The 11,940-nt window shown below is 73.3% G+C and carries 10 protein-coding genes; 3 read left to right on the top strand and 7 right to left on the bottom strand.

The genetic code is table 11. The features are described 5' to 3' along the window. Positions 1-2: 2 nt before the first annotated feature. The 5 genes from DTB53_RS21300 to DTB53_RS21280 form a co-directional block, all read right to left on the bottom strand. Positions 3-755, bottom strand: coding sequence for a LytR/AlgR family response regulator transcription factor (locus DTB53_RS21300; RefSeq protein ID WP_003964604.1), 753 nt, complete (start codon positions 753-755; stop codon positions 3-5). 152 nt (positions 756-907) lie between these two features. Continuing rightward, positions 908-1,768, bottom strand: coding sequence for an Fpg/Nei family DNA glycosylase (locus DTB53_RS21295; RefSeq protein ID WP_012378014.1), 861 nt, complete (start codon positions 1,766-1,768; stop codon positions 908-910). A 36-nt stretch (positions 1,769-1,804) separates the two neighbouring features. Then, the gene (locus DTB53_RS21290; protein WP_042495544.1) at positions 1,805-3,172 is read right to left on the bottom strand and encodes a wax ester/triacylglycerol synthase family O-acyltransferase; all 1,368 of its coding nucleotides are present in this window, start codon (positions 3,170-3,172) and stop codon (positions 1,805-1,807) included. Positions 3,173-3,294: 122 nt separating this feature from the next. Continuing rightward, a complete protein-coding gene (locus DTB53_RS21285; RefSeq protein WP_012378016.1) occupies positions 3,295-5,358 on the bottom strand; it encodes a SpoIIE family protein phosphatase in 2,064 nt (687 codons plus the stop codon). A 126-nt stretch (positions 5,359-5,484) separates the two neighbouring features. Continuing rightward, positions 5,485-6,591: a DUF6777 domain-containing protein gene (locus tag DTB53_RS21280; RefSeq protein WP_012378017.1), complete on the bottom strand. Its 1,107-nt coding sequence runs from the start codon at positions 6,589-6,591 to the stop codon at positions 5,485-5,487. Between the two features lie 169 nt (positions 6,592-6,760). On the opposite strand from DTB53_RS21280, the gene DTB53_RS21275 reads away from it, so the two are divergent. Genes DTB53_RS21275 through DTB53_RS21265 form a run of 3 tightly spaced genes read left to right on the top strand, consistent with a single transcriptional unit; the run spans position 6,761 to position 9,634 of the window. Then, a complete protein-coding gene (locus DTB53_RS21275; protein ID WP_012378018.1) occupies positions 6,761-7,621 on the top strand; it encodes a YndJ family protein in 861 nt (286 codons plus the stop codon). Beyond that, the gene (locus DTB53_RS21270; protein WP_012378019.1) at positions 7,618-8,130 is read left to right on the top strand and encodes a DUF1990 domain-containing protein; all 513 of its coding nucleotides are present in this window, start codon (positions 7,618-7,620) and stop codon (positions 8,128-8,130) included. The genes DTB53_RS21275 and DTB53_RS21270 overlap by 4 nt, the downstream gene beginning before the upstream one ends. Positions 8,131-8,188: 58 nt before the next feature. Beyond that, entirely contained in the window at positions 8,189-9,634 is a 1,446-nt protein-coding gene (locus tag DTB53_RS21265) for a lipase maturation factor family protein (RefSeq protein ID WP_012378020.1), read from the top strand. 25 nt (positions 9,635-9,659) lie between these two features. Here the strand turns inward: DTB53_RS21265 and DTB53_RS36900 are convergent, their stop codons facing one another. Continuing rightward, on the bottom strand, positions 9,660-9,836 hold the full coding sequence (locus DTB53_RS36900) for a hypothetical protein (RefSeq protein WP_003964613.1): 177 nt from the start codon (positions 9,834-9,836) through the stop codon (positions 9,660-9,662). A 358-nt stretch (positions 9,837-10,194) separates the two neighbouring features. After that, positions 10,195-11,682 carry an SDR family NAD(P)-dependent oxidoreductase gene (locus DTB53_RS21260; RefSeq protein WP_012378021.1) on the bottom strand — a complete coding sequence of 496 codons (1,488 nt, stop codon included), beginning with the start codon at positions 11,680-11,682 and terminating at the stop codon, positions 10,195-10,197. Positions 11,683-11,940: the final 258 nt, after the last annotated feature.

Raw genomic sequence — 11,940 nt, 5'->3', positions numbered from 1 at the left:
GGTCAGCGGCCGCCCTGGCGCATCAGGAGGTCGCGCAGGGCGCGGGTGTGGCGGCGGCTGACGGCCAGCTCCGCCTCCCCGATGCGTACGCTCATGCTGCCCGCGTCCAGGCGCAGTTCGTCGATCCGGCCGAGGGCCACCAGATGGCGGCGGTGGATGCGCACGAAGCCCCGGGAGCGCCACCGCTCCTCCAGGGTGGTGAGCGGGATCCGGACGAGGTGGCTGCCGGTGGCGGTGTGCAGGCGGGCGTAGTCGCCCTGCGCCTCGGCGTACGCGATCTCGTCGATGGGGATGAAGCGGATGACGCCGCCCAGCTCGACCGGGATCTGGTCGCCCGCGCTGTCGTGGACGGGCGCGGACCGGTCCCCCACCTGCTCGGCGACCCGTCGGACGGCTTCGGCCAGGCGCTCGCGGCGGACCGGTTTCAGGACGTAGTCGACGGCCTTGAGGTCGAAGGCGTGGACGGCGAAGCCCTCGTGCGCGGTGACGAAGACGATGAGCGGGGGCGCGGCGAAGCCGGCGAGGAGCTGGGCGACGTCGAGGCCGGTGAGACCGGCCATGTGGATGTCGAGGAAGACGACGTCGATCGCGGACGGGTCGTCGGGGCCGGCGTCGACCGCGCCGCCGATGCGGCGGAGTGCCTCGGTCGCACCCGTGGCGCCCTCGGCGCTGCGGACACGGGGGTCGGCGCGCAGGAGGTAGAGGAGTTCCTCCAGGGCGGGTTGTTCGTCGTCGACGGCGAGTACGCGCAGCATGAGGCCGGAGTTTAGGGGGTGCGGATGCCTGATGGCTCGCGTGTTAGGTGGCTTGTTTCCGTACCGCAGTACAGGCGGCCCTCCGGGCACGCGTCCGGGTCGGTCCGTGCCCGCGAGCGGGGCCGAGCGGCGGGAGGGTGGCGGGGCTGTGGTCACTTCAGGAACTTCGAGAGCCTCCGGTCGGCCAGCGGCTTGCCGCCGGTCTGGCAGGTGGGGCAGTACTGGAGCGAGGAGTCGCTGAAGGAGACCTCCAGGATGGTGTCCCCGCACACCGGGCAGGCCTCTCCGGTACGTCCGTGGACCCGCATCCCGGTCTTCTTCTCGGCCTTGAGCTTTCCGGCCTCCACCCCGCTGGAGCGGGTCACGGCGTCCTGGAGCGTGCTGCGCAGGGCGGTGTACAGGCGGGTGACGTCGTCCTCGTCGAGGTCGGCGGTCCGTTTGAACGGGGACATCTTCGCGACGTGCAGGATCTCGTCGCTGTAGGCGTTGCCGATGCCCGCGATGAGCGACTGGTCGCGCAGCGCTCCCTTGATCTGGCGGCGCTCCCCGGCGAGCAGCGCGGCGAACGCGTCGCGGTCGAAGGCGTCGGCGAGGGGGTCCGGGCCGAGGCGGGCGATTCCGGGGACGTCCGCGGGGTCGTGGACGAGGTGGACGGAGAGGCGTTTCCTGGTGCCCATCTCGGTCAGGTCGAAGCCGTCGCCGTCGACGGTGATCAGGCGCAGGGCGAGGGGTCCCTTGCCGGGGCGGGGCGGGGCGGCCGGGAAGGAGTCCTTCCAGCGCAGCCAGCCGGCCCGGGCGAGGTGGGTGCACAGGTGGAGCCCGCCCGCCTCGATGTCGAGGAACTTGCCGTGGCGGGCGACCGAGGTGACGGTCGTGCCCTCCAGGGCGCTCAGCGGCGGGTCGTACGTCTTCAGGACGCTGATCGCCAGCGGGAGGACGCGGGCGATCTCCTTGCCGACCAGGTGGTCGTCGAGGAAGACCCGCAGGGCTTCGACTTCGGGCAGTTCGGGCATGGCTCAAGACTGCCGCAGCACGGGGGCGGCTGCCTGTCAGGGCACCGGTACGCGGTCCGTGCCGGTGAGGGCGGCGCCCAGCTGCGTGAACTCCTCCTCCACGGCGGCGGCGAGCCGGTCGAGGTCGGGCAGCGCCTTGCCGTCGGCCACCAGTCCCACGTGCACCCGGCCTCCGTAGGTGGAGAGGGCGACGGCCAGGGACTGGCCACGGGCCAGGGGCGCCATGGGGTAGAGGGCGGTCAGCGGGCAGCCGTCCAGCGAGAGCGCGGAGCGGGGCAGGGGCACGCTGGTGACCAGCAGGTCGAACAGCACGCGGGCCGCGTTGGCCGCCAGTGGTGCGCCGAACCGGTGGGCCAGCGGGGGCAGTTGGTCGGCCAGTACGGCGACGGCTCCGGCGCCTCTCAGGGGGCCGGCCGCCTTGTTGCGGTCCATCGCCTCCCGGACCGCCCGCAGCCGGGCGAGCGGGTCGGGCTCGGTGACCGGCAGGTCGAGCAGATAGGCGGAGAGCCGGTTCCCGGAGGCGGTGGCCACGCCGGGCCGGCGGCGGGAGACGGGGACCAGGGCGCGCGGATCGGCGGCGGGCAGCGGTTCGGCCCGCTCCGCCATCCAACGGCGCAGCGCACCGGCGACGACGGCGAGGAGGATGTCGTTGGCGGTGCCGCCCTCGGCGCGCCGGATGCGCTTCAGACGCCCGGCGTCGAGGTCGGCGGTGGCCAGCCTGCGGGTGCCGCTGGAGGGTGCGGTGAAGGCCGTCGTGGAGCGCGGGCCGAGGCGGCCGGCCCGGACGACGGAGGCGCCCACGCCGAGGGCCCTGCCGACCTCGCCGATCCGGCCGAGGGCCAGGCCCGCCATCGCCCGGGGGTCGGGCGGCCAGGAGCGGGGCGGGACGGCGGGGCGGCCCCGGGCCGTGGTGCGGGCGCCGGCGACGGCGGCGATCTCGTCGAAGATCCCGGCCCCGATGGCGACCGCCCGCATCCCGTCGGCCAGGGCGTGGTGCAGTTTGACCAGGACGGCGAAGGGGCCGCCGGCCGGGCCGCCGATGAGATACATCCGCCAGGGCGGCAGCCCGCGCCCGAGCGGTCGCTCCATCAGTTCGCCGGCCAGTCGGCCGGCCTGCGCCATGAAGTCGCCGTCGTCCACGACGACGTGGCTGATGTGCCGCCGCACGTCGAAGTCCTTGTCCGCCGTCCAGGCCTTGCCGCCGACCGGCAGCAGGACGTCCCGTACGCGCATCCGCAGCCGGGGGACGGCGGCGGCGCGGGTGGCCAGCACGTGGAGGATCCGCTCCGGAGCGGCGCCGGGCGCCGGCGCGAAGACGGCGAGCGCGCCGAGGTGCATCGGATGCGCGTCCGATTCGAGGTGCCAGAAAGCGAGATCGAGCGGGGCGAGGAGCTCGGTACCCAACGGGGGCCTCATGTCGTCGAAGGCGTCAGGGCCGGGTGCGGCCGACCCTCGCAGTCAATCGTTCGCGATCGGTTACGGTCAAGCACAGACATGTTACGCAACGTCACGCCTCGGTGGGCGGCTCAGCGGGCCGGAATGAGGAACTCGCACCACACGCATTTGCCGCTGCCGCGGGATTCCACGCCCCAGACGTCGGCCAGCCGGTCGACCAGCATCAGGCCGCGTCCCGACACTCCCGACTCCCCCGCGTCGCGGCGCCGGGGCAGTGCGCTGGAGCGGTCCTCGACGTCGACGCGCAGCCGCCTCTCGGGCCCGGCGAGCACCCGGATCGTCACGACGGCGCCGCCGTCGGTGTGCATGAGCGCGTTGGTGATCAGCTCGTCGGCCGCGAGTTCGATCTCGTCGGCGCGGTCCTTCGCCCCCCAGGCCCGGACGGCCGCCCGGATCATGTGCCGGGACGACCTCAGCGCCTCGGGGTCGTTCTGGGCGACGTGCTGCTGGAGGCGGCCGCCCGGCTGGGGGGCTTGCGCGGCCCGGCGGCGCAGCAGCAGGACGGCGACGTCGTCCTGGCCGCCGCGTTCGTCGACGGTGTCGCAGAGCCGGTCGGCCAGTTCCTGGAGGTCCCGGGGGCCGTTGGTGACGAGGGCGGTGAGGTGCTGCATGCCTTCGTCGAGGTCGGAGCCCGGCAGTTCGACGAGACCGTCGGTGAACAGGACCATCGTCTGGCCGGGGTCCAGTTCGACCGTGCCGACCGGGTACTCCAGCCGGCCGAACTCGGCCGAGAGGCCGAGCGGCAGCCCGCCCTCGGACGGCATCCTGCGGCAGCTCCCGTCCACGTCCCGCACCAGCGGGTCCACGTGTCCGGCGCGGACCAGCTGCACGACGCCGGTGGTGAGGTCGACCTCGGCGTAGGTGCAGGTGGCGAAGCGGTCGGTGTCCAGTTCGTGGAGGAAGACGGAGGCCCGCGCCATGACCGTGGCGGGGCTGTGCCCCTCGGCGGCGTACGCGCGCAGGACGATCCTGAGCTGCCCCATGACGGCGGCGGCGTGGGTGTCGTGCCCCTGGACGTCGCCGATGACGGCGCCGACCCGGCCGCCGGGCAGCGGGATCAGGTCGTACCAGTCACCGCCGATGTCCCGGCCCAGACGGGCCGAGCGGTAGCGGACGGCGACCTGCGCCCCGGGCACGGCCGGGATCCGACGGGGCAGCATCGCCTGCTGGAGGCCCTCGGCGAGATCGTGCTCCTGTTCGTAGAGCATCGCGCGCTGGAGGCTCTGGGCGATCGAGGTGCCGAGTGCCATCAGCAGATTGCGTTCGTCCTCGGTGAAGCCTCCCTTGTCCCGGTAGAGGAGGCCGAGCGCGCCGATCGGGCGGGCCTGCGCGATCAGCGGCATGTAGGCGGCGGAGGTGATCTCGAGGTGGCTGATGTCGCGCCACAGGATCGGGTAGGAGGTGGCGAAGTCGTCGGCGGACTCGATGAACCGGGGGGTCAGGGTGCGCACCACCTCGCTCATCGGGTACTGCTCGTCCACCCGGGTGTAACGGGTGCCGGGGACGTAGGAGCCCTTGGGGCCGTCGGCCACGAGGTGGATGCGGCCGGACTCCAGGAGGCCCATGACGAGGCTGGTGGCGCCGAGGTGGGCGAGCCCCTGGGAGTTCTTGAGGACGGCGATGACGTCCTTGACCGTACGGGCGTGGGCCAGCGCCGCCGTGGTGCCCTCGACCAGGCTGGTGCGGCGGCGGCGGTCCTCGTCCAGCTCGCGCCGGGCGGTGGAGTCGGCGAGCTCCTGGGTGGCGTCGCGGACGATCCCGATGATGCGGTGGGGGCGGCCGGCGCCGTCCCGGCGGACGAAGCCCTGGGTGTGGGTCCAGCGCAGCGTGCCGTCCCGCCGCTGGATGCGGAAGTAGGCGCCGTACTCGGTGCGCCCGCTCTTGAGGGCGTGGGAGACCAACGCGTCCAGCCGCTGGGCCTCGTCCGTCGGCACGCGCGGCGCCAGCGAGTCCGGCCGGTCGTCGTATTCGTCCTCGGTCAGGTCGAACACGTCGAGGGCGGTCCGGTCCATGTGCATGAGGCCGGTGTCGAGATCCCAGTCGAAGCTGCCCATACGGTTCAGGGCGAGGCTGAGGTCCGGGTGGGCGGGCCAGTCGTCGGGGAGCGACAGGGCACCCGCTACCCGATCATCCATGTGGGCCACTCTGCCACCATTTATCCGATTCTTCTTGTCCGATGCGTGGACGGCCCCGTACGGGGCCGATGCCGTGCGGGCTCCGCCGGGAGGGCACCCGGCCCCCGTCGTCCGGCCCCGGCCCGGTCAGCCGGCGAACACGTCGTCGAGGCCCGCCTCCATGGGCTCGTCCGGCGCGGCGGGCGCTTCCGGCTCGGGCGGGCCGTCCGGCTCGGCGGGGAAGACCTGGGTCGGCTCCGGCGCGACGTCCGGGTCCCCCTCCTCGTACTCCCACGGCTCCTCGGGCGGCGTGTCGCCGAAGTCGTCGGACGGCTCCGGCGCTCCGGGGTCCGTGGGCTCCTGCGGCTCGGAGGGGGCCGGCCCGGTCGGGGCGGTGTCCGGGGGCGCGGATTCGGTGGGGCGTCCCGGCGAGGGGAACAGCAGGTCGGCGTCGGGCTCGAAGGGCGGCGGGTCGTCCGGGGTGCGGTCGCGTCCGCCGCTGTCGCCCATGGCCCGCTCGATCCAGGTGTTGTCGTCGGTGTTCACGATGATGAGGCTGGTGGCCGCCTTGACGCCGGGCTCGACGGCCAGGACGCGCGCGGGGTCGTAGCCGGGCCAGCGCTCGCCCCGGTGGGCGACCTCCCCGTCGGCGACCACCGGCGGGGCCAGCGGGTTGCCGCAGGCGCAGCGGACACGGGGCATCCCGCGGCTGTCGACCAGGACGGCGGTGCCCGCCTGGAGCACGGCCTGGAAGGCGGTGGCCGAGCCGGCGCTGTAGCCGTGGCTGGTGACCTGGGCGTCGGCGCGCAGGACGACCGGGGTGAGGGACTTCAGGTAGCCGGGGATCTGTACGGCCTCGATGCCGGACGCGCCGGCGAAGGCGCGGGCCTTGTCCTCGTCGCCGGCCAGGAGGGAGGCCTGCTGTTCGACGTCGCAGGCGGCGACCGAGCGGGTGCCGCCGTAGAGCCCCGGCACGGCGCCGGAGACCCGATGGACCGTCCGGGTGGCGGAGGTGGGATCGGCGTCCGGGCCACCGGTGGGGGACGGGGAGGCCGCCGTCAGCGCCGTGGAAGCGGTGAACGGACCGGGGCCGGGGGAGGCGAGCGGCTGGAGGAGGACGTCCTTGGCCTCCGCGGTGCCCGTGGTGCCCTTCGCCGTACGGTCCCCGCCGCCTCCGCAGCCGGCGACGGCCAACAGCACTCCGGCGGACAGCGCGGCGAGCGCGGTACGCCGGACATGTCTGGGTGAGCGCACAGAGCTCTCCTGCCTGTCCCTGGGGAACGGATGGGTGTCACCATCTGTGCCGTACCGAACACGCTCCCGCAAGCGGACAGCGAGCCAGCGACCCCGTCTTGAACGCGTTCAATAAACCCTCTACTCTCGCTCTCGGGACTTGAACACGTTCAAAGCAAGGGGGGAAGTCATGTCCGCACTGGTCAACGCCGTCGTGATGCTGGGCATGCTCGTCATCGTGCCGACAGGGCTGCGGCTGGCCGAGCGACCGGAACTGGACCTCCTCCGCCGGCTCTGGCCCCTCTTCGCCGTCCCGGGCTCCGTCGCCCTGTGGCTGCCGCGCGGAGCCACCGCCACGGCGCTCGCCTGCTGTTACGCGCTGGGGACCGTCGTACTCGCCCTCCACGCACCGCGCCGGGCGGTCCGCGGCGGTCACCTCGACCCGGCTGGGATCGCGCTGCTCACCGCGCTGGTCACCCCCGCCGTCGCCGGGGTCGCCCTGGTCGCCGAACGCTCGGGGCACGAGCTGTTCGGCTTCGACCTCGGCATCCTGGCGCTGACCGTGCCACACTTCCACTTCGCCGGGTTCGCCGCCGCCCTGGTCGCCGGGCTCGTCTGCCGGGTCTCCGACGGCCCGGCGGGCCGTTTCGCCGCGCTGAGCGTGCCGCTCGGCACCCTGCTCGTCCTCGTCGGCTACTTCGTCGGCGACTGGGCGGAGCTGGCCGGGGCGCTCGTCCTCACGGCCGGCATGTGGACGGTCGGCCTGCTGACCTGGCGCACGGGGCTCGCCGAAGGCCGCGACCGGACGACCCGGCTCCTGCTGCTCGCGTCCGCCGCCGTCCTGGTGGCGACGATGCTGCTCGCACTGAGCTGGGCGCTGGGCGAGGCGACCGGACTGCCCCACCCCTCCCTGACCTGGATGGCCGCCACCCACGGTCTGGGCAACGCGCTGGGCTTCGCGCTCTGCTCGCTGCTGGCCTGGCGCCGCATCCGCACCGAGGAACCCGACCGCACCGCAGGAACCGACCGCACCGGAGGCAGGACCGCATGAGCACCCTCACCTACCCGGAGGTCGGCGCGACCCGCCTCGGCCCGCTCCCCCGGGGCTACCACCACCTCCACCACCGCACCCGGATCGGCCGGGGCGAGGCGGACTTCGCCACCGCCGGAGCGGCGGTGACCGAATGGCGGATGCACCGTGCCTCGGGCGCGCGGGTGGAGTCCCCGGCACCACGCGCGGAGCCGGGCGGCGGCGTCCGGGTCTCGCTCGGCCTCGGGCCGCTGCGCTTCACGGCCCCCTGCCAGGTCATCTGGGCGGAGTACGGGGAGGACGGACGCACCGGCTTCGGTTACGGCACCCTCGCCGGCCATCCGGAGCGCGGCGAGGAGTGCTTCACGGTGGATCTCGCGGACGACGGCACCGTGTGGTTCACGGTGCTGGCGTTCTCGCGCCCCGCGTCCTGGTACACGCGCCTGGCCGGACCGCTGGTGCCCGTCGTCCAGCACTGGTACGCCCGTAGGCTCGGCCGTACGCTGCGCCGGATCGTCGCCGCGAGCTGACCCCGCCCGGCCGTGACCGGCAGGGCCCCGGGGCGCACCCCGGCCGATACTGACAGGGATGGAATGGTTCACCGCGGACGGCTACTGGCTGAGCCGGCTGATCTTCCAGCGGGCTCTGGCCGTGGTCTATCTGGTCGCCTTCCTCTCCGCCGCGCTCCAGTTCCGGGCGCTGATCGGCGAGCGCGGCATGCTGCCCGTCCCCGAGCTGCTGCGGCGCACGCCCTGGCGCGCCGCCCCGGGGATCTTCCGGCTGCACTACTCGGACCGCTTCTTCGCCGCGGTCGCCTGCAGCGGCTGCGCCGTCTCGGTGGCTCTGATCGCCGGTCTCGACGGGCTGCTGCCGCTGTGGGGCGGCATGCTGCTCTGGGCGCTGCCGTGGCTGCTCTATCTGTCGATCGTCCAGGTGGGGCAGGTCTGGTACGGATTCGGCTGGGAGTCGCTGCTGCTGGAGACGGGGTTCCTCGCGGTCTTCCTCGGCTCCGGGGACACGGGCGCCCCGGTGCTGGTGCTGTGGCTGCTGCGGTGGCTGCTGTTCCGGGTGGAGTTCGGCGCGGGGCTGATCAAGGTGCGCGGGGACGCCTGCTGGCGGAAGCTGACCTGCCTGGACTTCCACCACGAGACGCAGCCGATGCCGGGGCCGCTGAGCTGGTTCTTCCACCATCTGCCCCGGCCCGTGCACCGGGTGGAGGCCGCCGCCAACCACCTCACCCAGCTGGTGGTGCCCTTCGCCCTGTTCACCCCGCAGCCGGTGGCGAGCGCGGCGGCCGGACTGATGGTCCTCACCCAGCTCTGGCTCGTCCTGTCGGGGAACTTCGCCTGGCTGAACTGGCTCACCATCGCGCTGGCGCTCTCCGCGATCGACTGGACTCCCCTGGCCGGGCCGCCGCCCCCGCAGGTCGCGCCGCCCCTCTGGTACGGGGTGGTGGTCGTCGCGGCGACCGCCCTGGTCCTCGTGCTCAGCTACCGCCCGGTGCGCAATCTGCTCTCCCGGCGGCAGGCGATGAACCGGTCCTACGACCCCCTGCACCTGGTCAACTCCTACGGGGCGTTCGGTTCCATCAGCCGGACGCGGCTGGAGGTCGTGGTCGAGGGGAGCGCCGATCCGGTGGAGCGCGAGGGGGCCGAGTGGCGGGAGTACGGCTTCCGCGGCAAGCCGGGCGATCCACGGCGGCTGCCGCGCCTGTACGCCCCCTACCATCTGCGGCTCGACTGGATGATGTGGTTCGCGGCGCTCTCCCCCGCTTACGCCCGCCCCTGGTTCGGCGCCTTCGCCGAGCGGCTGCTGGACGGCGACCGGGACACGCTCCGGCTGCTCGGGCACGATCCGTTCCCCGACGGACCGCCCCGGCAGGTGCGCGCCCGGGTGTTCCGCTACCGGTTCACCGGGCTCCGGGAGCTGCGGGCCACCGGATGCTGGTGGCACCGCACCTATGTCCGGGAATTCCTGCGGCCCGTCTCCCGGCCGCTGCCGCCGGAGCGGGAGACGGGCCGCAGGACGCGCTGAGCGGTCGGCGGAACGCGCCGAGCGGTCAGTCGATGCCGGGCAGGATGTGCGGCTCGGCGAGGTCGTCCTCGTATCCGGCGAGCCGGATCGGGGCGGACCTGGCCCAGACCTCGATGTTCCGCAGCTTCTCGGGGCGGCCGGGCCGCCCCGCGATCCGATCGGCGGGGCGCATGTCGCGCTCGGTCAGTTCAGGTGTCGTCACCGCGCACTCCTTCGTGTCGCGTCGCCCGGGGCGTCGCCGTCGCTCCGGCGGCTGTGCCGGGGCGCGACCACCCCGCGCGGGGCAGGGATAGGGATATGTCGGTCGCGGTGGCGCCGGTTCGGGGCGGAACAGCGGCCGGGTTACCGACCATGTCCCAGGACGGTCGGGGAACCTTCGTGGGCCCCTCGATGACGTCCGCTCGCCTCAGCCTAACCAAATGAGCGCCGCCGCGCTCGATAGAACGTGTGCGGTAGGTCACTTTCGGCCACCGGGTACAACGAAAACCCGGCCCAGGAACCATCCTGAGCCGGGCTCCGGGCCGCCGCGCGGGCCCGACGGCCGGGTTGGGCCGTTCGGATTACCAGTTGGCGGGGGCGTAGTCCTTGAGGAAGCAGCCGTACAGGGCCTCACCGCCCTCACCGCGCACGATCGGGTCATAGACCCGGGCCGCGCCGTCGACCAGGTCGAGGGGCGCGTGGAAGCCCTCCTCGGCGAGCCGCATCTTGTCCGGGTGCGGGCGCTCGTCGGTGATCCAGCCGGTGTCCACGGCCGTCATCAGGATGCCGTCCTTCTCGAACATCTCCTGTGCGCTGGTGCGCGTCAGCATGTTGAGCGCGGCCTTGGCCATGTTGGTGTGGGGGTGGCCGGCGCCCTTGTAGCCGCGGCTGAAGACGCCCTCCATCGCCGAGACGTTGACGACGTACGCGCGCTTCGCCGCGGTCGCCGCCATCGCCGGGCGCAGCCGGCTGATCAGGATGAACGGCGCGGTGGAGTTGCAGAGCTGGACTTCGAGGAGCTCGATCGGCTCGACGTCCTCGACGGTCTGGACCCAGCTGTTGGTGTCGTGCAGGTCGGGGACGAGGCCGCCCGCGTCGATCGCGGTGCCCGCGGCGATCCGGGCCGGCGATGCGGAGCCGGTGACCAGGGCGAGGTCCGTGACCTCCTGGGCGCTGAGCCCCTCCCCCTTGCGGGCGGCGGGCAGGGCGGCGACCCGGTCGACCGTGCCGCTGCCGAAGGTGCCGATGACCTCGGCGGCGGGCAGTTCGCCCGCGGGCAGCGGGGCCGACTCCGCGGTGACCAGCTCGCTGTAGGCGCCCGGGGAGCGACGCACGGTCTGGGCCGCGTTGTTGATCAGGATGTCCAGCGGTCCCTCGGCGGCGACCGAGTCGGCGAGCGCGACGACCTGGGCGGGGTCGCGGAGGTCGATACCGACGATCTTCAGCCGGTGGATCCACTCGTCGCTGTCCTCCATCGCCTTGAAGCGGCGGATCGCGTCGTTGGGGAAGCGGGTGGTGATGGTGGTGTGAGCGCCGTCCCGCAGCAGCCGCAGCGCGATGTACATGCCGATCTTCGCCCGGCCGCCGGTGAGCAGCGCCCGGCGGCCGGTCAGGTCGGTGCGGGCATCGCGGCGGGCGCGGTTCTCCTTGGCGCACGGCTGGCAGAGCTGGTGGTAGAACGCGTCGACCTCGACGTACCGCGTCTTGCAGATGTAACAGGACCGGGGCCGCTGGAGGATGCCCGCGATCTCGGCCTGGGCGGAGGAGGAGGGCAGCACGCCCTGGGTCTCGTCGTCGATGCGGTCGGCCGAGCCGGTCGCCGTGGCCTCGGTGACGGCCCGGTCGTGGGCGGTCTTGGCCGCGCGGCGCTCCTGGCGGCGGCGCTGCTTGACGGTGCGGTAGATCCCGGCGGTGGCGCGACGGACGAGGATGGCGTCCGGGTGGTCCACCTCGATCGTGTCGAGCTCGTCGAGCACGCTCAGGCAGACGGCCAGCCGCTCCGGGTCGATACCGGGACCGAACTCCTCGATTCCGGGAGCGAGCTCCGGGCTGTCCTCTGTCACCGTCATTGCCGTTCCTCTGCCGTCTTCTCGCCGCGGATCGTGGATCACCGCAGGCCGAAACACCCCGCCCAAGTTTGCCATGCGCGGGCCACTGCTCCGTTCGAGCGACGTAGGGGCCGCATACAGGGAGGACATGCCCGCCGCGGACGAGCGGCCACCGGCCGAGCGGCCACCGGAAACGGCCTCGCGGAAAGCAGCAGAAAAAAAGCGGAATGAGGGACGCATGACTTCGCGAGGACCGGGCAGGCGACCGTCCGACACATT

The sequence above is a fragment of the Streptomyces griseus genome, from assembly GCF_900460065.1.
GTDB classification, from domain to species: domain Bacteria; phylum Actinomycetota; class Actinomycetes; order Streptomycetales; family Streptomycetaceae; genus Streptomyces; species Streptomyces griseus.
Note: the sequence above shows the minus strand (reverse complement) of the source record. Positions and strands in the feature narration are given on the sequence as shown.